The sequence below is a fragment of the Streptomyces roseus genome (genome assembly GCF_001044425.1).
Classification (GTDB): Bacteria; Actinomycetota; Actinomycetes; order Streptomycetales; family Streptomycetaceae; genus Streptomyces; species Streptomyces roseus.
The window spans coordinates 48,690-74,313 of record NZ_LFML01000157.1 but is presented as its reverse complement, the minus strand read 5'-3'; the positions used below and the strand labels follow the sequence as shown (position 1 = coordinate 74,313).

18 protein-coding genes and 1 pseudogene are annotated in these 25,624 nt (G+C 69.4%); 9 read left to right on the top strand and 10 right to left on the bottom strand.

Features of this window, described 5'->3' with window-relative positions:
* Positions 1–658: leucine zipper domain-containing protein (locus ACS04_RS32245; RefSeq protein ID WP_245236658.1), on the bottom strand; the 658-nt coding region annotated here is incomplete at its 3' end.
* 114 nt (positions 659–772) lie between these two features.
* Between ACS04_RS32245 and ACS04_RS37895 the strand changes: the two are divergent.
* The 3 genes and pseudogenes from ACS04_RS37895 to ACS04_RS38770 form a co-directional block, all read left to right on the top strand.
* Positions 773–1,096, top strand: a pseudogene (locus ACS04_RS37895) (RHS repeat-associated core domain-containing protein); the annotation flags it as partial.
* An 88-nt stretch (positions 1,097–1,184) separates the two neighbouring features.
* Positions 1,185–1,421 carry a hypothetical protein gene (locus ACS04_RS38775; RefSeq protein ID WP_048480393.1) on the top strand — a complete coding sequence of 79 codons (237 nt, stop codon included), beginning with the start codon at positions 1,185–1,187 and terminating at the stop codon, positions 1,419–1,421.
* On the top strand, positions 1,418–1,921 hold the full coding sequence (locus ACS04_RS38770; RefSeq protein ID WP_048480392.1) for a hypothetical protein: 504 nt from the start codon (positions 1,418–1,420) through the stop codon (positions 1,919–1,921). The genes ACS04_RS38775 and ACS04_RS38770 overlap by 4 nt, the downstream gene beginning before the upstream one ends.
* Positions 1,922–2,386: 465 nt before the next feature.
* Here the strand turns inward: ACS04_RS38770 and ACS04_RS32230 are convergent, their stop codons facing one another.
* The 3 genes from ACS04_RS32230 to ACS04_RS32220 form a co-directional block, all read right to left on the bottom strand.
* Positions 2,387–2,755 carry a hypothetical protein gene (locus tag ACS04_RS32230; protein ID WP_158977756.1) on the bottom strand — a complete coding sequence of 123 codons (369 nt, stop codon included), beginning with the start codon at positions 2,753–2,755 and terminating at the stop codon, positions 2,387–2,389.
* Positions 2,756–3,098: 343 nt separating this feature from the next.
* Positions 3,099–4,634: an FG-GAP-like repeat-containing protein gene (locus ACS04_RS32225; RefSeq protein ID WP_048480390.1), complete on the bottom strand. Its 1,536-nt coding sequence runs from the start codon at positions 4,632–4,634 to the stop codon at positions 3,099–3,101.
* Between the two features lie 231 nt (positions 4,635–4,865).
* Positions 4,866–6,812: an FG-GAP-like repeat-containing protein gene (locus tag ACS04_RS32220; RefSeq protein ID WP_158977753.1), complete on the bottom strand. Its 1,947-nt coding sequence runs from the start codon at positions 6,810–6,812 to the stop codon at positions 4,866–4,868.
* A gap of 616 nt (positions 6,813–7,428) precedes the next feature.
* Between ACS04_RS32220 and ACS04_RS32215 the strand changes: the two genes are divergently transcribed.
* On the top strand, positions 7,429–11,430 hold the full coding sequence (locus ACS04_RS32215) for a DddA-like double-stranded DNA deaminase toxin (protein ID WP_245236657.1): 4,002 nt from the start codon (positions 7,429–7,431) through the stop codon (positions 11,428–11,430).
* Between the two features lie 106 nt (positions 11,431–11,536).
* Here ACS04_RS32215 and ACS04_RS38490 read toward each other — a convergent pair whose 3' ends face one another.
* Complete coding sequence (locus ACS04_RS38490) at positions 11,537–12,025, bottom strand: hypothetical protein (protein WP_158977750.1); 489 nt, start codon at positions 12,023–12,025, stop codon at positions 11,537–11,539.
* Between the two features lie 611 nt (positions 12,026–12,636).
* Here ACS04_RS38490 and ACS04_RS32205 point away from each other — a divergent pair.
* Positions 12,637–13,152, top strand: coding sequence for a barstar family protein (locus ACS04_RS32205; RefSeq protein WP_053081076.1), 516 nt, complete (start codon positions 12,637–12,639; stop codon positions 13,150–13,152).
* Positions 13,153–13,383: 231 nt separating this feature from the next.
* Here the strand turns inward: ACS04_RS32205 and ACS04_RS32200 are convergent, their stop codons facing one another.
* A complete protein-coding gene (locus tag ACS04_RS32200) occupies positions 13,384–13,599 on the bottom strand; it encodes a hypothetical protein (RefSeq protein ID WP_048480387.1) in 216 nt (71 codons plus the stop codon).
* Positions 13,600–13,682: 83 nt separating this feature from the next.
* Positions 13,683–16,778: an RHS repeat-associated core domain-containing protein gene (locus ACS04_RS32195; protein WP_245236662.1), complete on the bottom strand. Its 3,096-nt coding sequence runs from the start codon at positions 16,776–16,778 to the stop codon at positions 13,683–13,685.
* Between the two features lie 1,141 nt (positions 16,779–17,919).
* Between ACS04_RS32195 and ACS04_RS32190 the strand changes: the two genes are divergently transcribed.
* From ACS04_RS32190 to ACS04_RS39075, 3 genes are all read left to right on the top strand, one after another.
* Positions 17,920–18,324: a hypothetical protein gene (locus ACS04_RS32190; protein WP_048480386.1), complete on the top strand. Its 405-nt coding sequence runs from the start codon at positions 17,920–17,922 to the stop codon at positions 18,322–18,324.
* Positions 18,325–18,445: 121 nt separating this feature from the next.
* A complete protein-coding gene (locus ACS04_RS38765; RefSeq protein ID WP_167352615.1) occupies positions 18,446–18,838 on the top strand; it encodes a hypothetical protein in 393 nt (130 codons plus the stop codon).
* 43 nt (positions 18,839–18,881) lie between these two features.
* On the top strand, positions 18,882–19,838 hold the full coding sequence (locus ACS04_RS39075; RefSeq protein WP_245236656.1) for an RHS repeat domain-containing protein: 957 nt from the start codon (positions 18,882–18,884) through the stop codon (positions 19,836–19,838).
* Positions 19,839–20,090: 252 nt separating this feature from the next.
* On the opposite strand, the gene ACS04_RS32175 is transcribed toward ACS04_RS39075, so the two are convergent.
* The 3 genes from ACS04_RS32175 to ACS04_RS32165 all read right to left on the bottom strand — a co-directional run bounded on the left by ACS04_RS32175 (position 20,091) and on the right by ACS04_RS32165 (position 23,575).
* Positions 20,091–21,392: a cytochrome P450 family protein gene (locus ACS04_RS32175; RefSeq protein ID WP_078865575.1), complete on the bottom strand. Its 1,302-nt coding sequence runs from the start codon at positions 21,390–21,392 to the stop codon at positions 20,091–20,093.
* Between the two features lie 81 nt (positions 21,393–21,473).
* The gene (locus tag ACS04_RS32170) at positions 21,474–21,656 is read right to left on the bottom strand and encodes a hypothetical protein (protein ID WP_030873678.1); all 183 of its coding nucleotides are present in this window, start codon (positions 21,654–21,656) and stop codon (positions 21,474–21,476) included.
* Entirely contained in the window at positions 21,653–23,575 is a 1,923-nt protein-coding gene (locus ACS04_RS32165) for an alpha/beta hydrolase family protein (protein ID WP_048480409.1), read from the bottom strand. The genes ACS04_RS32170 and ACS04_RS32165 overlap by 4 nt, the downstream gene beginning before the upstream one ends.
* Before the next feature lie 230 nt (positions 23,576–23,805).
* Here ACS04_RS32165 and ACS04_RS32160 point away from each other — a divergent pair, with 230 nt between their 5' ends.
* Positions 23,806–25,083, top strand: a complete 1,278-nt coding sequence (locus tag ACS04_RS32160; protein WP_048480385.1) for an MFS transporter — start codon at positions 23,806–23,808, stop codon at positions 25,081–25,083.
* Positions 25,084–25,624: the final 541 nt, after the last annotated feature.

The window sequence follows — 25,624 nt, the reverse complement described above, 5'->3', positions numbered from 1 at the left end:
GGACGCGTTCGACGGTGATGCCCACAGAGGCGAACCAGGCCGTTGCCCGTGTCAGGAAGGCCGCGCAGGTCGGGGCGGTCTCGTCGGGCAGGTCTTCGGTGTAGGCGAGGCGGGTGTGGTCGTCGAGGGCGGTGTGAAGGTAGGCCCAGCCGGCGCCGGTCTTGTTGCGGCGGCCTTCGGCCCGGCCGAGGGTCTTGTGGCCGCCGCCGTCGGGGATCCGGCCCAGCTTTTTGACGTCGATGTGGACGAGCTCGCCGGGGCGGGCCCGTTCGTAGCGGCGGACGGGTTCGCCGGTGGCACGGTCGAGTGCGGCCAGGGGTGGCAGGCCGTGGCGGGTCAGGATGCGGTGGGCGGTCGAGGCTGCGATGCCGCAGCGGGCGGCCAGGCGCAGGGGTCCGATCCGGTGCTCGCGTCGTAGCCGCAGGACGTGTTCCTCGACTGCGGCCGCGGTCCGCCGCGGCTGGCGGTGGGGGCGGCTGGAGCGGTCACTCATTCCGGCGATGCCCAGCGTGCGGTAGCGGGTGGCCCAGCGGGCGGCGGTGGTGTGGCTGACCTGGAAACGCTCCGCGGCCCGCCGCACGGGCCAGCCGTCGTCCACGACACAGCGGGCCAGCCGAAGTCGTCCGGTCTCGGTCAGCGGGGCATTACGGTGGACCACGAGGGCCTCCTCGGAACGATGTAGATGTCGCAATCCACACCGAACCCGGAGGCCCTCACCCATTTCAAGAACCCAGCACGCGTGTCACCAACGTCCCCGGACAACACAGGCGCGCGGTTCTACTCGATGGTGACAGACCTCGTCGGCGCACCGACCGAGCTCATCGGCGAGTCCGGCGACCTCGCCTGGCGGACCCGCAGCACGCTGTGGGGTACGACGACGTGGGCGAGCGGGAGCACGGCGTACACGCCCCTGCGCTTCCCTGGCCAGTACTTCGACCCTGAAACCGGCCTCCATTACAACCTCCACCGGCACTATGACCCCGAGACGGCCCGCTACCTCAGCAACGACCCGCTCGGCCTCGACCCCGCCCCCAATCCGGTGATGTGCGTGCACAACCCGCACACCTGGTCCGACCCCCTCGGCCTCAAACCCTGCAAGATCCGGGTGCCCCCGGTCGCCTCGCGACGAAGGGCGCGCACATCCACATCCCGCTCAAGAAGGGCGAGCACGAGGTCAGCACACCGTGGACAAGGACGGCAACATCCAGGGCGCCCCCATTCGACTGGAGGACGGCTGGGCCTCGGACAAGAGCGTCCGGCGGCCCTTGGACACTGTGAACAACGACCCAAAGCTGCGCGCAGACCTCCTGGCCAAGGCGAAGTCGGCCAAGGAACACATGGACACCCACAACTGGGGCGACTCGCAGAACCGCTCCGCGGAGATGCAGGCCCTGATCGACAAACCGGAGAACTGGCCGTGACCGGCATCGAATTCCTCGCCTCCTTCATCCCGACCGGGCGCCTGCACGGCATCGGCATCGGTTCCACCCTCGCCGAGGTCGACCGGGCTCTGCCGGACCGCCACGTCGATGTCGTCGGCGAGGGCGGCGTCTCGCTGCGCCGCGACTACGGGTTCGTCGAGTTCTACTTCAACCCGGGGCAGGAGTGGGTGATGTCCGGCGGCTCGATCGAGCTGCACCGCCTCGCGAACGCCCCCGAGCTGGCCGCCCGGTGGGCCGCGAGCACGGGCGTCGGGTTCGCCCCGTACACCGCATGGGCCGAGGTACTGCAGGCGCTCTCCAGGACCCCTCCGGTCCCGGAGTTCACCCTCAGCGACCAGGGAGGCTTCCTGGAGTACCGGGCGGAGGAGTCCTGCGTCTCCGTGCTCGTCGTGGACGACGAGGAGGAGGAAAGGGGCTGTCACGTGGGCCACGGGGACGTGTGGAGCGTCAGCCTGTGGGCTCCCGTGCGAGCCCGCTGACCCAAACGACCAGAGTGTGTGAGGTCGGTACCCGCGCCGCTCACCCCGACGCCTCGAACCGCATCGCCACCCGGGGCGACGGGCCCGGTCCGCCCACCTCGGCCGCGGTTCACCAGTGCGGCTCGCGCCACCCAGTGCCAGTTCTCGGGGAGAAAACGGGTGTTCCCCGGCCTGGAGCTGACCGCCACCGTCCCGTCCGGCAGGACGGCCGGGCCGTCCCCACGGAAGGTCGCCGGGCCTCCCGTCGCCGTGCCACCGACGCCGTGCAGGTCGCCGACCGGTTCCAGCTGTGACAGGGCCTCGGCCGGGGCGTGGAGACCTGTGGCGCCGCCTACCGCGACTTCCTGCGCAACTCTTCGCCCAGCGGGACAGCGCCGGGCACGACACGTACGGGCGCCGTCAGGCCGCAGTTTCCAGGAGGTGCCGCAGCTTCGTCTTCTCGGTCCGGTCGGAGATCCAGACCATTCAGGCCGTCCCGCAGTAGCGCATTCCCAGGACTCCGATGGTGCCGCGGAAGGTCAAGACGAACTCCTGCGCTCGGTCGGTGAGGTGTTGGGTTGCCTCGTCGACTTGCCGGTGCCACCTGTCGCGCTCCTCGGTGAGCGTGGCCCGGAGTGTGTCGGTGACCCCGTCGGGAATCTGAACCTCCCGCAGCTTGATTGCGGCAGTCAGGACCGACAGGGCGTTCGTGGTGATCTTCTCTTGTGCCTGCATCTTCGTCTGGAAGCGCCGGTTGCGGATCTCCAGCAGCGGCGAGATGTAGCGGCCGGTGAAGATGGTCGTCGCCATCGACATGAGTGCGGCACTTCCCCATGCGGGGATCCAGTCGAGCATGGCGCCGAATCTGGCGAGGCGGATCAACCGGCTCAGGCGTACCGGCAGATCCGCGCAGCGGTGCCGCGGTCGATCGCTGCGGTGACCGCACGCCGCAGGGCGTACCGTGGGAGCCCGGTGGGCCCGGGTGCGCAGAGGTGACGCTGCGCTTGGGCGACGATGTCCACCTGAGGGACCGGCCGTCGCCGCTCAGCGCCCGACACGCTCCATCCACGTATGCCTCCCACCTCAAAGCAGGACTTCGATTGCCCCGTCTTTGCGCTTTCGCCGTGCCAAACGTGCCCTGTGTCCGCGCCGAACCGACGTGATGCGGCTTGTCCTGGGCACCTGCCGAACGTCCGTGTCAAAGGAGGGCGCCAATGTAGGTCCAGCCGTCGGAACCGGAAGCGTCGCCTCCGTTGAACAGGTAGGCGTGCGTGGCGCCGTCGGTCGTGGCGTTGAGGTAGTCGGCGTGGGTGTCGCCGTTGACGTCGGCGAGTTGTACATGCTCGTGGTGGGTGGTGACGCCGGAGGCGGTGCGCCCCAGGTTCTGCCAGCCGCCGTGGCGGTCACCGCCGCGGTTGAGGTAGGTGGTCAGGCTGCCGTCAGGGTTGACGGTGTTGTAGTCGGCTCGTCCGTCGCCGTCGAGGTCCGCGAGCCGGACCCGGCTGCGGTCTTGGGTGGTGCCGGTGGCGACTTGGCCCAGGCCCACCCAGCCGGTCGGCCCAGCCGGGTCGCCGCCGCGGTTGAGGTGGACCGTCAGGGCGCCGTTGTCGGCGATGGTGACGTAGTCGGTCCGGCCGTCGCCGTCCCAGTCCGCGAAGCGGACCTGCTCGTGGCGCGTCGTGGTACCCCACGCCATTTGGCCGACGTGCTGCCAGCCGTTCGGGCCGGCCACGTCGCCGCCCTTGTTGAGATAGACGGTGACTCCTCCGCCGGGCGCGATCAGGAGGTAGTCGGTCTTGCCGTCCCCGTCGAAGTCGGCGAACCGCACCCGGGCACGGTCGGTGGTCACGCCGGTGGCGATGCGGCCCACGTCCTGCCAACCGCCGGCACGGTTGAGGCGTGCGCGCACTTCGCCGCCGTCGGCGATGGTGAGCTGGTCGGTGCGGCCGTCGCCGTCGAAGTCGGCCCACCTCACGGCTCCGGTGCCGCCCGATTCGGTCCCCGCGCGCGGCGCAGGCGTGCGGCGGGTCCAGCCAGCGGTGACTGCCTCTTCGATGGCCGCGTTGTAGGTGGTGGCCAGCTTGCGATAGCCGGCGTCGTTGGGGTGCAGCCCGTCGGGGAGCTCGGCGGCTACGTCCAGCCGAGGCGGTGCTACGTACCTGAAGTGCTGCCCGGCAGCCTGCCGGGACGCCTGCTGCCCCTGGAGCACGGAGTTGAATGCTTGGATCTGGGCTTCCAGGCCGGGGGTGTCGGTGAGAAGTCCCAGGACGAGGACCGTGGTGCCGGGCCGCTGTGCCTGAAGGCGGTCGACGAGATCGAGCAGTCGGCGGGCGGCGTCTTCCGGGTCGGCGGCGTGCCACTTCAGGTCGTTGATGCCCAGGTGCAGCAGGATCACGTCGGGCCGTGCCGCGTCCTGCCACCGGTCGATCTCGGCTCGGACCTGGTCGATTGTCCAGCCGCTGTGCCCCTCGTTGTCGGGGTCACCGACAGCACCGAAAGATCCGGAGCCCACGAAATCGGGGGTGTAGCGGGTCTGGCCGGCCATCAGCCCCCACAGCGGGGCGCGGTATCCGGCTTCGGTCGAGCTGTAAGCGCCTGCGGTGATGGAGTCACCCAGCGGCATGATCCTGAGCAGCGGCGGGGCGGCAACGGGCGCAGCTGCCGCCGGTGAGCCCGAGGCGGCGAGGGTGAGGGCGGTGACGAAGGAGAGGGAGGCGAGCGCCGTACGTTTCAACGGTGGAGACTTTCGGATTCGGGGTGGTGATGTGCGAGTGCCGGTGACGGCCTGCGCGCGGCGGCCCGGAGAGTTGGCGCGCCGCAGAAGGGCCCCTGAGGCAGAGCCGCCCGGGGCCATCGGAGCGAAGTCCGTCGGCCTCGGGCGGCTGTCTGCCCTCACGGGCTGGGATGGGGCGATGCCGCCCGGACCCGGCATGCTGAGGGCACCGGGACCACTTGCGAGTGGGACTCAGGTGCCGCTGGCGACCGTGCCGATGCCGGTCCAGCCGTTGGGGCCGGACTTGTCGCCGCCGTTCCACAGCCAGACGGAGGCGCTGCCGCCGCTTCCGGCGACGAGGTAGTCGGCGTGGGTGTCGGCGTTGAAGTCGACGAACTGGACCTTCGTGTGGTCGGTGGTGACGCCGCTGGCGATCTGGCCGACGACGCTCCAGCCGTTGTTCGGGACGACGTCACCGCCGCGGTTGAGGTAGAGGTCGATCTTGCCATCGGGCTTGACGATGAAGTAGTCGGCCTTGCCGTCGCCGTCGTTGTCGGCGAAACGGACCCGGGTGCGGTCACTGGTGGAACCAGTGGTGACCTTGCCGGGAGACGGCCAGCCTTGGCCGCCGGCAGTGTCACCGCCGCGGTTCAGGTAGGCGGTGACGCCGCCGCCGTTGTCGAAGACGAGGTAGTCGGTGCGACCGTCGCCGTCCCAGTCCGCGAACCGGACCTTGCTGGCATCGTTCGTCATGCCGGAGGCGACCTTGCCCAGGTGCTTCCAGCCGTTGCCGGGGTCGCCGCCCTGGTTGAGGTAGACCTCGACAGAGCCGTCAGTGTTGATCAGGATGTAGTCGGCCTTGCCGTCGCCGTCGAAGTCGGCGAAACGGACCCGGTTGCGGTCGTTGGTCAGACCGGTGGCCACGCGGCCGATGCCCTGCCAACCGTTGGCGCCGGCCGGGTTGCCGCCGCGGTTGAGCCAGACGGAGACCTCTCCGTTGTCGGCGACGCTGATGTAGTCCGGCTTGCCGTCGCCGTCGAAGTCGGCCCAGCGGATCCGGTCGTTGCCGCCGGCCTCGTGGGCCGCGGTCGAACGGCGGGAGGTCAGCGAGCCGATCCACGAGCCCAGGTCGTCGGTGCGGACGTTGTAGGCACCGGTGGTGGTGTTCGCGGCGTCGAGACAACCGCTCTGGCCGGAACGGGCGGTGATGCCAACGAGGGCGGGCTTGCCGTTCAGCATTCGGACGGCCGGGCCGCCCGCGTCGCCCTGGCAGATGGTCGCGTCGGCCGGGGCCTTGGGCGCGAGGAGGAAGCCGGTAGCGTCGGCGGCGCCGGTGGTGAAGGTCGCGGAGTGGAGCGTGGACGGTACCCAGTCGGTCCTCGTGCGGCCGAAGCCCGCGACGGTGACGTCCTGGCCGGTCGTCGGCGCGGTGGAAGACAGCGCGACCGGCGTGACGGTGAAGGCGGGTTTGTCCAGACGGGCCATGACGAGGTCGCGGTCGGCGCGGGGGACGAGCTCAACGATGTCGGTGGTGTGGCCGGCGGAGGTGGTCATGTCGGTACGGCCGACGGTGAGGCTCGTCCTCTCCTTCGGCGCCCCCGCGGTCACCGTGCTGGTGTCGGCGGGGTTGTCGGCGAAGCAGTGCTTGGCGGTGACAACCCAGCGCGGGTCGACCAGGGTTGCGGTGCAGGCACGCTTCCCGTCACCGATGGTGATTTTGCCCGTGAAGGCGAGCGTCTGGTCACCGGTGGGGGCCGGCGGGTTGGCGTTGGGGCCAGTGACCCGCAGCTCGATCAGGCTTGATTTGACGCGGTCCGCTGTGGCTTCGCCGTAGCCGGTGAAGTCATTGGCCGGGGCGTCGACGACGGTCTTGGCGCCGTCGGCCTCGATCGTGGTCCTGACCGGGTAGGCCGAAGTCCAGATCCCATACGCCGACGGCAGCTCCAGCGAGAGGTACGCGGGCCTCGTCTTGACGTCGAAGCAGTAGTCCTTCAGACCCGAGCGAGTGTTGACCATCATGTCCTGCGTGCCGTCACAGGCCTGCAGCACCAGGTTGCCGTCACCACGCTTGAGCGTGATCGATTTCTCCGCCTGGATCCTCGCCGCGTCGGGGTAGGCGAAATCCTCCACCGCGTACGCCATCGCGTCCACACCGGGCAGCGAGGCTGCGGTCGCAGGGGGCGCCGCTGCGATGGACAAGGTGATGCATGCGAGCGCTGACGGCACACTGACCACCAGGTTTCTACGCGCGCGCGGTATAGCCATTACGGGCCTTCCAGAAAAGCGGGAGACAAGACACGCAGGTCCCATCGAATTTTCCTCAAAAGTCAATCACATGGATGATCGATCTTTAGCCACTTCAACCCATGATCAAGATCTCAAAGAAATCCCGCCTTGCCGTACAACCGTTTTCACTACTGACGAATAGTCAGCTACGGCCGGTGGACGGAGCCTCGGCGCCGCCCTCTTGTGCCCCGTTCACAGCTCGACGAGGAGGAACAGACCTGCGGTTTTCGCTCTGCAACCGTGCAGCGTCGGCACATGCGGCGGGCACTCATCGCCACTGTACGATCATGCGGATCGAGTTCTCCTCGAACGGCCAGATGGGCAAATTTCAGCCATGTGACAGGTACCCATTTTCGACAGAGCCTCTGTCGTGGGTGAATTTCGCGCCGTTCCGGAGCATTGAAGTACTAAATTTCAAAGGGGGCGCCGCGTGAGACGGCGAATACCCTCCTGGACCTCTCGTTCGGGAGCATTGGAAAGGTTCTCCGCGCGTCGGCGCGGCCTGAGGGGGATGCTCGCGGCGGGGCTTGTGTCCGGCCTGCTGGGTGCTCCCGCGGCGGCGGTCGAGGCTCCGACCCTGTCGCCGCGGGAGGTTCGGGCTCAGATCGTCAGCTTCTGGCGGACCGGCGGGCCGGGGCTGAAGGAGGCCGCCCAGCAAGCGCTGCTGGGAGGACCGGAGGAGATCCGGAAGTTCCTGGACGAGGCACCGTCCATCGAGTACGACGACGACAGGGTCGACACCGCCCGCATGGCCATGGTCGGCGGCCCGGGGGTGCGGCAGGCTGCCAAGGAGGCGATGCTCAAGTCGCCTGCCGACCTGAAAACCTTCCTCGTCTACGGATTCCGCGGTCCGCTGGACGAAGACCGCAAGGTCGACATTGCGCGGATGGTCGCCTACGGCGGCCCGGGAGTGCGCGACGCGGGCAAGGCGGCCCTGCTGGGCACCTATGCCGACCGCGAGGAGTTCCTGAACTCCGGCCAGTACGCGGCGCAACAGGACGACAACCGGGTGGATGTGGCCCGGATGACGAACACGGGCGGCACGAATGTCAAGGCGGCAGCCAAGGCCGCGCTGAAGGGCACGCCAGAGGACATCGTCGAGTTCCTGGAAGTCGGGCAGTTCACCGCCCGCAGCCGCGACCAGGTCCATGCCTCGATCGCGGAGCTCACCGAGCAGGCCCAGCAGGCCGGCAAGCAGGCCGAGGACGCCACGAAGCAGGCCCAAGAGGCTTCCGCCAAGGCGATCACGGCCGCGGAGCTCGCCAAAACCGCGGCGCAGAACGCGGCCAGGGAAACGCAGGCCGCCAAGGCCGACTCCGACCGCGCCGCAGTCAAGGCGAAGCAGGCCGCCGACGCCGCGCGTGCTGCCGCTTCCGCCGCTCAGGAGGCGATCGGTTCGGCGAACGCCGCGAATCGCGCCGCGCGCCGGGCCGCACTCGCCGCCGCCCAGACCGCCTCAGCCGCTGCCTCCGCCGCCGACGCGGCGAACACGGCCTACAACGCAGCCATCGCCGCGGCAGGAAACGCGGCCGACGCCGACAAGGCACGCGGGGCTGCGGCGACAGCGAGGGCTGCGGCGCAGTTGGCGAAGGACTCCGCCGCCGCGGCCGAGAAGGCCGGGATCGCCTCCGCGGCCGCTGGTGTGGCAGCGGGGGCCGCCAAGGGCGCCTCCGACCATGCCGACGCGGCTGCTGCCGCAGCCGAAGACGCCAACGCGTATGCCGACGAGGCAGGGCTGCACTCGGATGAGGCCCGTCAGGCTGCGACCGAGGCACGTCGTCACGCGACGGCCGCACGTGGTGCTGCCGACCGCTCCTCTGCTTTGGCGCGCCGCGCTGCCACGGTCGCCTACGAGGCTCGCGATGCGGCGAGATCTGCCGCCACTCACGCGGAGAATGCTGCGAACTTTGCCGATGAAGCCGTCCGGCAGGCAGGCAACGCCTCGACGTACGCGGCTCAGGCTCAGAAGAACGCCGATGCGGCCAAGACGGCAGCGGAAGCGGCCTCGGCCGCGGTGAAGAAGGCCCGGGAGATCTTCAGCCTCGCCAACCAGGGCGAGGCCGACGATCTGACGACCCGCACCGAAGCTGCTGTGGAGCGCGCCCGGTCCGCAAAAGCGGCCAGCGACCGGGCCATTTCGGCCTCCGCCGCCTCCCAGGTTCAGGCCTTGAGCCTCCAGAACACGGCCAACCTGCTGGCGCAGCAGGCAAGCCGACCTGACGTCGATGTCGCCACAACCGCAAAACAGGGCCGCGAGCTGGCCATGCAGGCGATCAAGCTCCTGGGTCCGTGGCACCAGGAAGCGGCCACCCGCGCGCTTGCCGGCACCGACCAGGACGTCCTGGACTACGTGCGCACCCGCTGGAAGGACGCGAACCAGCAGGACGTCCGCCAGCGCGTCGTCAACCTCAGCACCCAGAGCCCCTACGCCTCCGTACGTGCGGCCGCGATCGAGGCCCTCAAGGGCACGCCCGAGCAGATCCAGGGCTTCTACACCACCGGTCAGTACGCCGTCGGCCTGGACGACATGAAGGTCGACGTCGCACGTCTGACCAGCACCGGCGGCCCTGGTGTCAAGGACGCGGCCAAGGCCGCACTCACCGACGGCACCGGTAAGGCCCTAGCGGTCTTCCTACAGTCGACCCAGTACGCCACGCGTGTCGACGACGAGAAGGTCGCGACCGCCCGCCTCGCCACCACCGGCGGAGACGAGGTCAAGGCAGCCGCCAAGATCGCCCTCGCCGGACCGCCGGACCTGCTGCACGACTTCGTCACGACCGGCCAGTACATGGCCCAGCGCAAGGACGACCTCGCCGACCACCACAAGAACGAGATCGAAGTCCTCCTCGCGGAGGGCGACGAGGTCGCCGCGAAGGCACAGGAGAACCGCTGGAAGGCTGCCGAGGCCGCCGCGCTGGCCAAGAAGGCCGAGGCCGAGGCCCACGATGCCGCTGCCCAAGCGACGCAGTCCAAGAACGACGCTGCAGGGTTCGCTGCTTCTGCCAAAGCTTCCGCCGAGAGGGCTGCCACAAGCGCAACAGCGGCTGCGAACTCCGCCTCCAGCGCACGCAGCGCCGCCAATCGGGCGGAGGCCGACGCCTCCGCAGCGGAAAGCTCCGCGGCCCAGGCCGAGTTCTCCGCCGACTACGCCCGCCAGTCCGCGCGCGAGGCGAATAAATCGGCCGACGAGGCGCGCACTTCCGCGACCGCTGCAGGCAAGAGCAAGGACCAGGCCGAGGCCGAGGCCAAGCAGGCCTGGACCGCGGTTCTGGCCCTGCGGGAAAAGGAAGAGGCCGAAGCCCGCCGCCAGGCCGAGGAGGATCGCAAGCGGCAGCAGCAAGCGAAGCCCAAGCGGATCTGCGTCCCGCACCCCACCCGCGAGACCATGGCACCGATCATGGCCTGCGCGCTGGATCCGGAGCACTCCGAGATCCGCATGCCCGAGATCGACCCCACCCTTCGCGAGATCGTGTGGGAGGTCACGGGCCTCAACGACATCAAGGCCTGCGTCACCACACCCACGCTCGTCGGCTGCACCATGGCTGCCGCCGGCGTCCTGCCGGTCGGCAAGCTGAAGCTGTTGACCAAAGTCGACGACGCCATCGATGGCATCCGGGGCATGCGGGCCGGACGCCGCGCAACCGAGTGCCTTGTGGAAGCAGCCAAGCACAGCTTCCCCGCCGGCACCAAGGTGCTCATGGCCGACGGCACCCGCCAGGTCATCGAGCGGATCCAGGTCGGCGAGCTCGTCACCGCCACCGACCCTGCCACCGGGACCACCACGGCCCGGCCGGTCACCCGCACGATCGCCACACCCGACGACCGCGACTTCACCGACGTCACACTGTCCGACGGCTCCGGACTGACCTCCACGGACCACCACCCGTACTGGGTGGAGAACCGCAAGCGCTGGGTCGACGCCGCCGACCTCCGGGTCGGCGACGCCCTGCGCACCCCGGTCGGCACCGCCATCTCCGTCGGCAGGGTCAGTCACTGGAAGGGCATCCAGCCCGCCTACGACCTGACCGTCGACACCACCCACACCTACTACGTCAACACCGGCACCGCAGACGTCCTCGTCCACAACACCGATGGCGCGCTCTGTGAAAAGTGGGTGCTCGACGCGTGGGCCGACCTGCCGGACACGGACAAAACCGTCGGATACGCCTTCGTCGACGGCAAGCGTTTCTGGAAGGATCCCGTGTGGAGCGGCAAGAGCGGCCTCTCGGACGAGATCAATGCAATTCTGCGGGATTCACCGCACTTCGAACTCGAAAAGGGTGGAGTCTGGGCGGCCGACCATGTGGAGACGAAGCTTGCTCTCTACATGCGGCAGGGCAAGGCCCCCAACAAGATGGACGTCGTGATAAATACCAACTACGTCTGCCCGAAAGACGGAGGGAATCAGGGCTGCCAACAGGCCGTGCCCGCGCTCCTCTGCGTAGGACAGACACTGATCGTCCACTACCCCGACATGCCGGAGCCGATGGAGTTGAAGGGTCTCGCAACCGGGAAGGATTGCGAAAGATAGCCATCGGGTAGGCGAAGGCGCTGCTCTGCAAACGCAGAGCAGCGCCTTTCCTTCGACATGGATGATGCACCACAGCGGACCGATGAGGGTCCTGCCGGGCATCCTGCTATCCGATAGGCAGCGCGTCCCAGTCCATGTCGGCCCACCGCCCACCCAAAAATATCGGCCGACTGTACGCGCGGTCACCGTTCGGACGAAGATGCAAAAGAATGCCGAGATCGCGGAAGCTGGGCTGCCCGTTGGAGGTGAAGAGAAGTTCATGCCCGAGGTCTGCCATACGATCGATCCACGGATCGAGCTCGGACGGCGGTCGCCCCGTGAGACCCTCGCCGCCAAAAGTCACCTGAGGGCCACTCAGGGGATCGACCGCCACGGCAACCAAGCTCATGTCCGTGCGGTCCGAATAATATGCGGTAATTCCCAGCTCCCGGAATCTTGCCAAGATGGACGCTCCGTTCGACTGGAGTCCCACATTGGATCCGAGCGCCGAAGCCACCTCATTGGGACTCATCCCAAAATCAAGCGGCCCGACAGTCCGCAACGGATACAATTCCCAATTCTGACGATTCTGAGACAACGGCTTCTCGAACCACATATTCCCTCGCAGTAATTCACCGGTAGCCTAAATGATTGCATACCATGCGAAGCCGGCGCACCGGTTGACACCTTCGCGGAGCCCCCGTCATCGTCTTCGACCCGTCGCCCGCGGCTACGCCGCCCGCCTCACCGGCGGGCCTTCCCCGGTGGCGTAGGAAGCCAAGCCGGCCGACTCGGGGACAAGTACACGTCGATGGGCGACCCCGACCCCTGCTGACCAGCGCGGCGGTGACGCAGGTCTAAGCGATTGGCGATCTCGAAGAGGGCGCCCTCGGCCCTGCCGAGCTGGTCCTTGGGCGGGGCGCGGCGCTCCTCGAGAACGCGGCCCGGGTCAAGTGGATGTTCTGAGCGCTGATGCCTGGTTTCGTGGATCCGTCGCCAGCCCGAGATGCGGCATTCACTTTCGTCCGTCCGGCCGGCCCACGCCGACCACCACGCACACGCGGCGCCTCAACCAGAACCAGGCTCCCTGCCTCGCACCGCACGCGTCCTTACCTGCACCCTGAGGCACCCGCCGAAGGGCTCTGACGGCCCGGGCGGATCCGGGGCGCACACAGGTGGGGGCGGTTGGATGATCCGCGTCGGCGGACTGGAAAGGAAGGGACTGATGTGACCGCGTTCGATGTGGCCAAGCCGGAGTCGCCCTGGATCATCTTCGGGCCTCGCGAGGCGGTTGCATTCAAAGAGCAGACGGCGACTCTGCGTGCTGCGGGTGGCCGGGTCTACGAAGTGCAGGCCCGCGACCTCGTCGACGGGGCGGCCGTGTGTAACGCTTTCGCCCGCGCGGTCGGATACCCCGGCTCTTTCGGCTGGAACTGGGATGCCCTGGTCGACCGTCTTGACGACCTCGGCGACGCCCTTACGGGCGGAGTCGGGATCGTCATGGTCGTCCGAGGCGCCGATGCGCTCCTCGGGGCGGACCACCTCAGGCTGTTCATGACGATGCTCTGCATCGGGGCGGACCGCGCGAACAGCGAGGTGGATCCTGACGGCGACCTCAGGGACGAGCCGGTGGTGATCGAGCACCCCGACCTGGTCGTGGGTGTGGAGGGAGATTTCCTCACGGTCACCTTGAACCTCGACGTCTGGCGGCCCAGGCGGATCGGGCGTCCGAAGGTCTTTTGACCGACGACCGGTACCGGGTCGAGCCGGTCGCCGCGCTCGGGCAGGGGCTCGGTCTGCGAGCGTGGCTATCGGCGTTTCCTGCGGTTCAGGACGATGGGGATGACGACACAGGCGATCGCCGCGATGAAGAGGACGATTCCGAGAGTTCCGCCCGGGGTCCATCGGTGTGCGGCCAGGTACATGCCTTGATCCCTTCATCACATCGGATTCGGCTCATCGGAGCGGGGTGTGTCACGAGGGGCGTCGGGAGCGGAACGCGAGCCAGACGACGAGGCATACGGCATCGACGATCACGGCGACCAGAAGGACGGGGAAGGCGGCCGGCCAACCGCCCTTCGTGGCGAGAAGGGCCGCCAGCACGTAGAGGACGACGGAGCCGGCGATGACCATCCCGGCGTTTCTGCGGATGGCGGACTGAGAACCGTAGCCGCCGATGATGCGTTGCATGTCTTTCGTCCCTCCGTGCTGACCGCGTGTCGGTCGGACCGGGGCGGCCGGCGTAGCCCGGCCGCCCCTCAGGTGATCACGTGCTACTTGAGGCTGCTTTCCACCGAGTTGCCCACCCAGTCGCCGGCTGCCGCGCTTCCGTAGGCGCAGCCCGCCTCGACGGCGACCGCTCCGGCGCCGGCCGTGGGCGCTCCTGCGAAACCGGCGACGAACTGGCATGCGGATTCGATGACGATGCCGGTGGCGAGGCCCGCGACCTGGCCCCAGAGTGCGTCCGTGTCGCCTTCCAGGCCGCTGGAGACCGCGTCGGAGACTTCCTTGGCGTCGTCGACGGCGTCCGTCAGGCTGTAGAGGCCGTTCGGGTCGATGCGGTTGACGGGGTCGCCCTCGGCGTAGAGGTAGGGGTTCTTCTCCTGGCCGGAGGGGTCGGGCTGGGTGAAGCGGCCGATGTTGGGGTCGTAGTAACGGGCCTTGAAGTGGTAGAGGCCGGTGGGGTCCTGGTAGCCGCCGGCGAACCGGTAGGGCTGGGACACCCGCTCGGTCGTCTGCGCGCGTTGGACACCGCGGGGGCTGTAGGCGTAGCTGTTGACCTTGGTGCCCGTCTCGTCGGTGAGTGCGACGACGGAGCCCAGCGCGTCGGTCAGGTAGTAGTAGGACTTGCCCCCGGTCGTCATGGAGTTCAAGGTGCCCCCGGGCTCCCGGTTGAATCCCATGTCCACGCCGGCCGTGGTCTTGGCCGACAGGCCGAGCGGCCCGTTGTGGAAGAAGGTGTCACCGAGCTTGATGCGTTCGCTCTGGTCGGTGGAGCCGTACTGGCCGTCGTAGACCTTGCCGCCGACCGTGAGGGAGGTCAGTTGGGAGTGGTCGGTCCACTTCTCGGCGGTACGTGTGCCTTCCGGTGTGGAAGCGCCCGCCGTCTCGTTGCCGATCTTGTCGTAGGACCAGTTGGCGGCGGAGCCGTCCTTGGCCGTGATCTGCTGTGCGTCGTTGATAGTGTAGGTCGTACCGCGGGGGCAGCCGGGGTCCACCCCCTGTGAGGTGAGGTTGCCCGCGAGGTCGTAGCAGTACTGCCAGGAGGAGCCCAGGGTGGTGCCCTTCTCCTCCTTGGCGTAGGAGAAGCGGCCAGCCGCGTCGTAGGTGTAGGTCGTTTTCACACCGGTGGCGGCGTCCGTGCTCGTACGGATCTTGCCGCCGTCCTTCGTCCCGTTGAGGTAGGTGTAGGTCAGGTCGACGAGGGTGCCCTTGGGGGACGTGGCCTTGATCTTCTCGGGGCGGCTGGATTTGTCCGGGGTGACTTCCTGCACGGTCCCGCCCGGATACAGCGTCTTCTTGCGGAAGTCGTTCTCGTTGTACTCGTACGTGGTGACCTTGCCGGTCGGGTCCTTCAGCTGTTTGAGCTTGTTGACCTCGTTCCAGGTGTAGTCGGTGATGCCCGAGGGGTCCTGGTAGTAGTCGACGTTGCCGGCGGGGGTGTACGCGAGTTTGGTCTGCGAGCCGTTCTGCAGGGTGCGGACGGTCTCGCGGGACAACGGGTCGAAGTCGTACTTGGTGACCCCGGTGCCGTCGGAACGCTGTTTGAGGTTGCCGTCTCCGTCGTACTCGTAGGTGACGGTGGCGTAATTGGAGCTGTCGACCTTCTTGATGCGGTCGCGGTGGTCGTAGGTGTACGTGGTGGTGACGCCGCGGCCGTCCTGCGCGGAGACGGGGCGGCCGAGGTCGTCGTAGCGGTATGTGGTGACGCCCAGAGGAGCGGGCGGGGTGACGCGGTCGAGGTCGCCCCGCGCGTCGTAGTGGAACGACGTGGACACCGACGCGCTGTCGCTCGTCTTCGTCGTGACCTTGCAACGCTGGCCTTCGAAGCCGCCACAGGTCGCGGAGGCGGGGTTGTAGTCGAAGCTCTGATTGCCGCCGCCCGTACCGGTGACGGCGACGGACTTGGTGTTGCCCGCCGTGTCGTACGTGTAGTCGGTCTTCTCGTTGTCCGCGCTGGTCGATGTCTTGGGCACGTCGGTGCCGGCGATCGTCTGGTAGCCGGCCGAGGACGTCGCGCCGGTCGGCAGCTTGGCCGAGGTGAGGTTGTTGCGGGTGTCCCAGCCGAAGTCGGTCACGTTGGCACCCGTGCCTCCGACGCCCATCGCGTCACTGGCGGTGTCGATGTTGTGGTTCGCGTCGAACGACTTGGACCGCTCGTGCTTGAGGGCGTCGGTGACCTTGGTGACATCGCCGTCGGCGTCGTGTGCGTAGGCGGTGGCGTGCCGCTCGGGGTCGGTGACCGTCGTGGTCCCGGCATCCCACGGGCCTGCGGTGTAAGCGTAGGTGTACGTGGGGCCGGTGTGCCCGGAGGCACCGGTCTCCGTGGCGCGCAGCATGGAGGTGACACGGTTCTGGTCGTCATAGGTGAAGACCGTGACCCGCCCCTCCGGGGTGGTGATCTTCACCAGGCGGCGGGAGGAGTCGTACCCGAACGTCGTGGATTTACCTTCGGTGTCCGTCGTCTTGGCGAGGTCGCCGGCCGGGTTCAGGTCGAAGACCGAGGTACGGCCGGTATGGTCCTTGGCCTGCCACTGCGAGGCGTCCGTCTGGAGAAGGTCGATCCAGCGGCCCGAGCGGGTTTCGGTGAGCTTGAAGCCCTTGTTCTCGCCGCTTTCGTCGTGCTGCGAGACGGTGATGGAACCGTTGTTGCGATCGGTGACCTTGGTCAGGGTGCCGTTCGCGTCGTAGGTGTCCTTGACCCCGCTCTTACGGTTGGTCAGCGTGTAAGTGCCGTCAGTGTTCTTCTTCAGGTCCTTCGAGTAGCCCGCCGGGGTCTTGAAGGAACCGTCGCTGTTCTTCTCGAACCGCACCGTGTCACCGGTCGCGTCGTAGACGACCACCTCATTGGTGAACACGTGCGCGTAGCGCTCGTACTCCTGCCACCAGCGTTGCGAGACCCGGCCCCACGGTGCGTCGAAGGAGTTGTAGGTCCGCGCGAGCCTGAGCTTCTGGCCGACGCCCGCGACCTCGAAGTCGGTGGCGGCCAGCATCAGGTTGCCGGTCGAGTAGTCGACGCGGGCCACGAGCGCATCGGTGATCCGGAAATCGGAGATCTGATGCCACGGCACCGCGCCCTGTCCCTCGGGGACGAATACGAGAGGCGCCGCCTGCGAAGCAGCGGCGCCCGAGGGAGCGCTCATCTGCATCTGCGCTGCCTCGGCGGGCCGGGACGGACCTCGGGTGGCGTGCGAGCGCCGCTTCTGCGCCTCGCGCCAGCCCGCGCGGTCGCCGGACGGTTGTGCTTCCGGCACGTTGGCGACCGGCTTGTTCTCCCCCACCTTGACGGGTGGGACGTCCAGGGCGTCGGCCTTCTTGCCCCACGCCGAGGAGGCGGGGGCCGGCTCGGCGACGGGAACCGCGAAGGCGGGCAGCGCCGAGGACCCGAGGGCCAGCACGACCAGGGCGGCCGTCAACGGGTAGCCGGATCGAAAACCGGCACGTCGAAGCGACGTGCCGGAGGCACGCGAAACCATCTATTTCCCCCCACAGGAAGGCGGCCCCAACAGCCACCAGAGCCACATACGCTTCCAGACGGCGCCGGCCATGCCCGTGAAACTGTTCGACATTCGTACTGGAATCAGACAAAATCTGGGACCGGCCGGAGGTCAGGGCGCGCCCGGCGGGGCAGTGGTCAAGGCTCGATGCGGTAATTCGGGGCCTGCGGTTCTCGGCCGGAACCTTTCCCTTCATTTCGGCTTGGGAGTGGCCGGTTCGGGGGCTCGCCGTTGCTGTGAAACCTGTGCGGCCGGGATCGGGATCTGCCTGGGTTCGGCCGCCGTCGAGGGCCGGCCCTGCACCGGCCCCACCGCGCGCACAGCGTCCACAGCGGCGCGACCGGAGCCGCTTCCGGGGCGCCGACGGCGACGCGTCACCGGCAGGCTGGTGTGGCGCCGGGGCGTCAACCGTTCCGCGACCTCGACCCCGCCCTCGAAGCCTGCAGCGCCCCCGATACCCGGCCAGGCGCACCACGACCATTGGACGGACCGTTACATCTCCGCAAAAACCAGGGCCACCACCCCAGCCGGGCAACCCGCAGGTCCTCCCATCGGGCAGCCCCGACCAACACGGCAGACAGCGGCAGCCCGCACCCGCCAACCAGCCTGAACACACCCAGACCAGCACACCGACCCGAGCGCTACATCACTGACCTGTCATAGCCACACGGGCAACCGGTGGGTGAAGCGGCTGTCCAGTTCGGGATGCGGTGGGCATCGCCGCTGGTCACGCGGTACCTGAGTTAGTCTCTCTGGGCGCGGAAGCTGAAGTCACGCGTAGACGGGGGAAAGCGTGTCCTATTCGGAGCGCTGGCAGGAGCTGTTCGCAGCAGCTGACGGCGGGCCCGCGATGAGGCTCGCCTCAGCGGCCCCCGACTCAGGGAGCGGCGGGGGTGGGGCCGGAGGCCTTGAGCACAGTCATGGCCCCTGGACCAGCGCCTCCGGCACCGCCGGCGACCTGCGCACCAGCACGGAACCCAGCCGCGCTGCGCTCGGCCCTGGCCACGAGGGCATCGAGGCGGGAGCCGCGGGGCTCAGCTCCGTCGCGGCCCTCAAGAGCGTGCTGACGTCCTGGGATGAACGCCTTCAGGCGGTGCGGGACGAGTGCAAGCAGCTCAAGGGGACCTTGCTGACGGTCGCCAAGGAGATGGGTGAGACGGACACCGCCATCGAGACTTCCTTCAAGGGACAGCGATGACCGGCACCTTCACCTGGCAGCAACCGCGCGACCTCAAGACCTCCGAGTTCACGGAGGCGGGAGACAAGTGGCACGAGGTCTCGAACCGCTCGGACCCGACCGGGCACGGGTTGACAGCGCGATGTCCGCGAAGCTCCGCGAGACCCAGAAGAGCGATTCGGCGGCCGCGGCCCTCGGCAAGCTTCAGCGCCTGAGCCGCAACTTCCAGTACCTGCACACCGAATGTGGGCTCATCCGTACCGCCCTCAATGGGCTCGCCAGTGATCTCGCCGAGCCCCAGAACCTGTTGAAGCAGGCCCTCGCGGACGCCGCCGCCCTGAACTTCACCGTCCACGAGGACGGTTCGGTCAGCTACCCGGCCACCGAGGTTGCGGACCTGACCGGGGCGAAGAAGGAGGCCCCGGCAGCACGGTCCAGGGCAGCTCCCGCCTCGCGCTGGAACCGCCGGCCTCGGCGCGCAGGGGCGGTCGCCGCTCTACCCTGGCTACTCGGGCTTCAAGCCACTGAACCCTAACGCGGCCAAGGCACAGGATGTGGCCGACCGCATCGCCCGGGCCATGCGGTCTGCCCATGAGATAGATTCCCGGTACGCCAAGACCCTCAGCGGCCTGAAGGCAGAGAAGGGCCTTGATGTCACCGAGTCCACGCTGAAAGACGTCTTCCGGGACACCTCCGACGTCCGCTCCACCGCCGCCACGTACCTCGGCAAAGGCATCCCACGGGATAAAAACCCCGCCGAGCGAAACCAGTGGTGGGACGCCGGCGCGGCGCCGGACGGAGGCATCCAGGAGCTCCTGCGCTACGGGTACCCGGACCGCACTTCCGTCACCGACCCCTCCGGAGCCACGACGCACTTCGCGTACGACGACTCCGGCCATCTCGTCGCGACGCGGGACGCCCTCGGTCACGTCACCCTCATCCGCTGCGACCGGGCCGGCCTGCAGATCGAGGTGACCGACGCACGTCCGCATGGTCCCGAAACCCGACGGAACCTACAAAACAGCATTCCCCATGGTGAAATGACGGTGGAAACACACATGCGGATGTCCCTCACGCCTCCTTCGGCGGAACTGCCGGCCGATCTGCTGGACGTCGAACTCTCCGAGGACTACGAGTCGCTGGCCATGGACGCGTGCCAGCTGCTTTCCGACACCGACGCCCGGTTCATCGTCTCGGGGTTCGGCCAGGAGGAGTGGCCGGTCGACATCTCGTACGATCTCTCCTCGGTGATCGAGCAGCTCCCCGCGGCGATCGACGCCCTGCGCTCCGGCAGCCCCGCCGAGATCGACCTCTACGGGCAGGGGATCGAGCGCCGCCTGACCTTCGTGCCCGCGAAGGAGACGACGGAGATCCGATGCGCCTCGGGCACGGCGTGGCGTCCGGATCCCGATCGGGAGGTCCTCTCACGTTCGGAAGCGCTGGAGCTCCTCACGGGTTTGGCCCGTGATTTCGGGGCGGCCCTGCGGCGGGCCGCTCCCGCGGTGGCGCAGCGCACGCCTTTCGCGACCTGGTAGCCGCGGCCCCGGTGGTGAGCAGGCGGAGCCGGCCGCGATCGATAGTCGGCCCTCGACCGTCCACTCCAGGTGAGTGGTGGCGCCGGTCGGGTGGGTGAGGGATGTGGGGTCCCGGGCGGGGGCCTGATCGGCGGGTCGGCGTCGCTCGGCGGCCGTTCGCCTGACGTGCGTCTGGCGCGGTTCCACCTTGCGCACCCCGTGTCCCGTTCTCCTTGGCCGACCCGGCCCGGGCGGCGACGCCGAGAGCGGGGGTCAGCGGTGCAGGGTTACGGGCAGTGCCTCCAAGCCGCGCAGCATCATCGTGTTGCGCCAGCGCAGGTCGCCCTCCTGGCAGGCCAGGGTCGTTCCGGGGAAGCGGGCGAGGAGCGCGGTAAGCGCGATCTCGGTCTCCAGCTTGCCGAGCAGGGCCCCGAGGCAGCGGTGGATGCCACCGCCGAAGGCGAGATGGCCGGCGTCCCGGCGGTCGAGGATGAGGCGGTCGGGGTCCTGGAAGCGCGCCGGGTCGCGGTTGGCCGCGCCGAGGGACAGCAGCACGAACTCGTCCTGCGGGATCACCACCCCGCCGACGTCCACCGGCTCGGTGGTGAAGCGGGTGGTGGCCATACAGATGGGAGAGTCGTAGCGCAGGAACTCCTCGACGGCCCCGGGCATCCGGGTGGGATCGGCGCGCAGCCAGGCGGCCTGGCCGGGCTCGCGCAGCAGCGCGAGGCAGGAGGTGCTCAGCAGGTTCACGGTGGTCTCGTGCCCGCCGATCAGCAGCAGGGCGACCATGCCCACGATCTCGTCGTCCGTCAGCTCCCCGCGCTCGCGGGCCGCCAGCAGCTCCGTGAGCAGATCGGCGGGACGCTCATCGCGGCGGATGCGGCGGTCGGCGATGGCCAGGACGTACGCGCCCATCTCCTGGACGGCTCGGCGGAACGCCGCGTGGTCGCCCTCCTGGGTGACGATGGTGGTCGACCACTTCCGGTAGAGGTCGCGGTCCTCGGGCGGGAAGCCGAGCAGTTCGCAGACGACGAGGATCGGCAGCGGGAAGGCGAAGTCACGTACCAGGTCCACCGCGGCGGTGGTGGTGCGGGTCGTGTGGCGCGCGGCTGCCGCGTCCAGCCCGTCGAGGAGTTCGAGGGTGATGCGCTCGACCATCGGCCGCATCGCCTCGACCCGCTTGCGGCTGAACGCCGCCTGGACCACGCGGCGCAGGCGGGTGTGGTCGGGCGGATCGCTGCTGAGCATATGGGTGATGTCGGTGCCCATGTTGACGCCCTCGACCCGGCTGTCGGCCAGGGCCTGGGCGCGCCGCGCATCCTGCGCGAAGCGGGGGTCGGAGAGCGCGGCCCGGACATCGGCGTAGCGCGGGATGATCCACAGCCGCAGGCCGCCGTCGCCGTGCAGCACGGAGACCGGCGCCGATTCCCGCATCCTGGCCAGGGTCGGGTACGGGTCGCTGAGGAACGTCGGCGGGTTCCGGCGCGGTTCCGTCGTCGTCTCGGGCGTGTCCGGCCGGTGCTTATGCGGCCGGGGACTGTTCGTCCGGGGTGCTGCCGTAGCTGTGGTCATGATGTTCTCCTGTGCTCACCGGCGCGGCCGGCGCCGCGGCGGGGTGCCGTGCGTGGCACCCCGCTGCGGCGCTGATGGGGCTCACTGCAGAGGGGACTTCTTCTCCGTGTCCTTCTTCGTGCGGGTGGTGCAGGCCGGCGCCGGGTCGTTCGGGCGGACCGGGACCGCCTTGTCCAGGGCGGCCTGGGTGTCCGGGTGAATGATGAGCCCGCGCTCCCGCTCGGTGGCGCTGATGGGGTCGACGCGCAGTCCGTGACGCTTCATGGTGTTGACCTTTCTTCGGTTTCTTCGATGTGGTGGACGGGGTGGTGCGAGCCGGTCCGCCCGCTGTCGCGGGGGTCGGCGGTTCTGGGGGAGGCGCGCAGCGCGTCGTCGGCGTAGCGCACCATGGCGGACCAGGCGGCGGCATAGCCGGCCGGGTCACGGCCCACGTCGTGTCCGCCGTCGAGCCACCGGACGCGATGCGGGACGTCGTGGCGCCGCAGCGCGGCGAGGTAGCGTTCGATCTGTTCCGGAGGGCACTTCTCGTCGTCCGCCGAGGCGGCGAGGAAGAGCGGGCCGCGCACGCGGCCCACATAGGTCATCGGGCAGGCCGCGCGATAGCGGTGCGGCACCTGCTCGGGGGTGCCGCCGAAGAGGCGGTCGTCGACCTCTCGCAGCGCCGGCGTCGTCGCCCGGTACGCCGCCGTGTAGTCGGCCACCGGGGCAACGGCCAGCCCCACGTCCCACAGCCGGGGCTGGACGCCCATCGCCAGCAGCGTCAGGTAGCCGCCCCAGGAGTAGCCGCACAGGCCGGTACGGCCGGGCTCCGCGACTCCCGCGTCGATGAGGTGGCCGCGCACCGCGGCGAGGTCTTCGAGCTGGGCGAGGCCGACCCGGTGGCCGAAGTCGTCACGCCAGCGGGGGCCGTAGCCCGTCGAGCCGCGGTAGTTGGTGCGCACCACGGCGAATCCGGCCCGGACCAGGGCCTCGGTCCGGCCGTCATAGGCGTCCCGGTCGTGGGTGTGGGGCCCGCCGTGGACGAGGAAGACCGTCGGCCAGGGGCGGTGGTCCGCGCTGCGGCCGGGCGGGGTGGCGACAAAGCTGTGGATCTGCCCGTACGGCCGACGTGTCCACAGCTCGCGACGCCCGGATCCGGTCGTTCCGCCGGGCGCCGTGCCGCGTGACGCCGTCGTGGAGCGGCCGGAGTGGCCGGAACGGCCGGAGTTGTCGGGACGTTCCGGGGGTTCCGGGTGGCAGATCAGTGGCCGGGGCGGTTCGCCGTCGCGGCTCCACAGGAAGTGGACCGTACGGTCGGGTGCGCAGGAGAAGTCGATGATCGTGCCCTCGGGCGTGGGAAGCACCGTCGTCGTACCTCGGTCGAGGTCGGCGCGGAGCAGGCGACTGCGTCCCGCCCGGTCCTGCTGGACCAGCGCCGTGCGGCCGGGCCCGTACCAGCAGGCGGTGATCTCCGTATCGAAGTCGAGGGCGGAGCCGGGGCCATGCGTACGGATCCCCTCGCCCTGCCGCCAGAAGGCCAGGGTGTAGCGGCCCGCGCGTTCGAGGACGAGCAGCAGTTCCGGCCGTGCGGTGGTGAGGTCCGGGCGGAAGCCCAGCGCCCACACCGCGCCGCCGTCGCCGTCCCCCGCTGCGCCGGGGAGGGCGTCCACGAGGACGCCGGAGGCCGGTGACCACAGCCGGACCGCGGCCGGTCCGGCCGGGTACCCCGCGGTGGCCAGCAGCCGGCCGCCGGGGGCCAGGCCCACCACTGCCGCATAGCCTGGCTCTTCGGCCACCAGGCGGGCGCGCTCGTCCGGTCGGCCGAGGTAGTACCGCGTGCCGTCCGCGACCCCGACGCCGACGGCGGCGAGGCCGCTGCGGGGGTCGAAGGCCAGGCCGTGCATCCGCCCGGCGGGTACGCCGTCGAGCGCCGGGCGCGGGTGCCCGCCCTCGAACGGCCCGCGCAGCCAACGGCCTTGACCGCCGGGAGCGGAGTCGAACCACCACAGGCCGCGGCCGTCCGGCTCGATGGCGGCGGTCTCCACACCCAGCGGCGCGGTGGTCGCCTGGCGGCGCTGATCTGTCGTCAGGTCCCAGGCCACGATCTGCGGGAGACCGTCCACGTACCGGGTCTCGACCGCTCGCCGGCCGTCGCCGACGGCGAAGGACGGGACGTGCACCGCAGTTCCGATACCGCCGCTCATCGCCATCCCTCCCTTCGTCGGTGTCCGCTTCCGCCGCCGGTGGCCTTGGCTGTGGTGGCCTCCGACGTCCATCACACTGCCGGACGGGCCGGCTGCGCGGCAGGGAAGAAAGCGCAGCGGCACCGACAGTGACCACTGCCGGTTCTTCCCTGGCACCGGACGGTGGGCGGGCGACAGGGTGCGGGGGCGACCACATGGCCCGGACCCACCGAGGAGAAGGAGGCGACCCGATGACGATCGCGGCGACCCAGCCCGGCACAGCCCCCGTCCCACCCGCCGGAGCGCCGAAAGGCGCACCGGGTGGCAGGCCGGACCGTGCGCTGACGGCGGTCTACGTCGCGGGCGCGGTGACGGCGTTGGGCACCCAGATGACCATGCTCGCGCTGCCCTGGCTGGTGCTGGAGACCACCGGCTCGGCCACCCGGGCGGGCCTGGTCTTCGCCGGCCAGGTGCTGCCCATGGCGCTGCTCGGCTTCGCGGGCGGAGAGGTCATCCAGCGCCTGGGCGCCCGCCGGACCATGGTCATCTCCGATCTCGCCCGCGCTCCGGTGGTGGCGCTGATCCCGCTGCTGCAGCACCTGGGCGCGCTCGATCTGGCCGTCCTCATGGCAATCGTCGTGACGCTCGGGGCGCTGGCCGTTCCGTACCACGCGGCACAGCGGGTGCTGGCGATGGAACTGCTGAGCCCGCACGCCCGCTCTCTGGCCCGCGCCAACAGCGCGCTGGCAGGTGTGACGAACGGATCTGCGTTCGTTGGACCAGCGCTCGCGGGCGCGCTGATCCCGCTGGTGGGGACCACATCGGTGATATGGCTGGACGCGGCCTCGTTCGCCTTCTCCGGATTGCTGCTGCTGCGCCGCGTCCCGGCAGGGAGTGGCGGGTCCGGAGGGGCCGCGACCGGGCCCCGCGGCCTGTGGGCGGGGGTGCGGCATCTGTGCGGCGACTGGTTCCTGAGCCGGGCGATGCTGTCCACCGTGGTGTTCGGGCTGATGCTGCGAACCCAGATGATCACCATGCCGGTGCTGGCGTTCACCCGGTTCGAGGGGAACGCCAGGGCCGGCGGCCTGCTGGTCGCCGCCTATGGCGCCGGTGGCCTGGTGGGCTCGGTGGCCGCCTATGTGCTGGCGGCACGGGTCGCCCCCGTACGACTCGCCTGTACGGCCCTGGTCTGCGTCGCTCTGCCCCTGTGGACGCTCCTGGTGCCCATGCCGGTCAGCGCGCTCGTCGTCGCCGTCGGCCTGTCATCGGCCGCTGCGCCCCTGGCGAACGCGCCGCTGATGGGCCTGCTCTCCGCCCGGTTGCCGGACGGCTTCGGCCCCAAGGTGTTGCAGGCCGTGGTCACGATCAGCACCCTGGCCGGGCCTGCGGGCTTCCTGGCCGCGGGCGCCGTACTGGACCGGGCCGGTGTCGCGGCGGCCCTGTGGGGCGTCGCCGCGCTCGCGACGTTCGCCAGCGGCAATCTGATCCTGGCCCTGCGCCGCCTCCGGGCCACCGAGGACCTGAACTGACCTGGTCTTCCGAGGAGACCCCGGTGGACTTCGAAGGTGGGGCCACGAGAGCGGTATCCCACACGCAGGCATGGGTGCTGCTGCCCACGGGTTGCGCCAGGGGAATCCGCCAGGCCTCACAGCGGACTGACATGCCGGTGCTCAAAGTGAACCTGACCCGGGATCACGGCAATCCGGCAGCGCTGGTCCGGGCCGCTGTGAGCACCGCCCGGCACGGCACGTGCCACCGGCCACGGGTCCCCGACACGGGTCTGCGAGGTGATGCTCCGGCACTCTCGCGTAGGCCTGCCGACCGCGACTCGTCCTGTTGCCTGTCCTTGCGCACGGGCCGTGCCAAACAGCGGATGGTGCGGTTGCAGCAGCAGGCTCGGCATCCGGCCGCTGAACGGAGCAACACCGCCGACCCCGTCGTGGCCACCCGCAACCTTCCATGGACGTGATGCAGGCGGGAACATGTCGGTGGACGGGGGTGGCAGACCATGGGGCGTCGTCGGTTTGGGAGGGCCGGGTCGGCGGTAGCGGGAGCAGCCGCAGTGGTCGC

Coding starts and splice junctions, on each gene's coding strand:
- ACS04_RS32230 (WP_158977756.1), bottom strand. CDS start 2,755: ATGCTCGACTGGATCCCCGCATGGGGAAGTGCCGCACTCATGTCGATG.
- ACS04_RS38490 (WP_158977750.1), bottom strand. CDS start 12,025: ATGTGGTTCGAGAAGCCGTTGTCTCAGAATCGTCAGAATTGGGAATTG.
- ACS04_RS32200 (WP_048480387.1), bottom strand. CDS start 13,599: ATGCAACGCATCATCGGCGGCTACGGTTCTCAGTCCGCCATCCGCAGA.
- ACS04_RS32195 (WP_245236662.1), bottom strand. CDS start 16,778: ATGCAGATGAGCGCTCCCTCGGGCGCCGCTGCTTCGCAGGCGGCGCCT.
- ACS04_RS38765 (WP_167352615.1), top strand. CDS start 18,446: ATGTCCGCGAAGCTCCGCGAGACCCAGAAGAGCGATTCGGCGGCCGCG.
- ACS04_RS39075 (WP_245236656.1), top strand. CDS start 18,882: ATGCGGTCTGCCCATGAGATAGATTCCCGGTACGCCAAGACCCTCAGC.
- ACS04_RS32175 (WP_078865575.1), bottom strand. CDS start 21,392: ATGACCACAGCTACGGCAGCACCCCGGACGAACAGTCCCCGGCCGCAT.
- ACS04_RS32170 (WP_030873678.1), bottom strand. CDS start 21,656: ATGAAGCGTCACGGACTGCGCGTCGACCCCATCAGCGCCACCGAGCGG.
- ACS04_RS32165 (WP_048480409.1), bottom strand. CDS start 23,575: ATGAGCGGCGGTATCGGAACTGCGGTGCACGTCCCGTCCTTCGCCGTC.
- ACS04_RS32160 (WP_048480385.1), top strand. CDS start 23,806: ATGACGATCGCGGCGACCCAGCCCGGCACAGCCCCCGTCCCACCCGCC.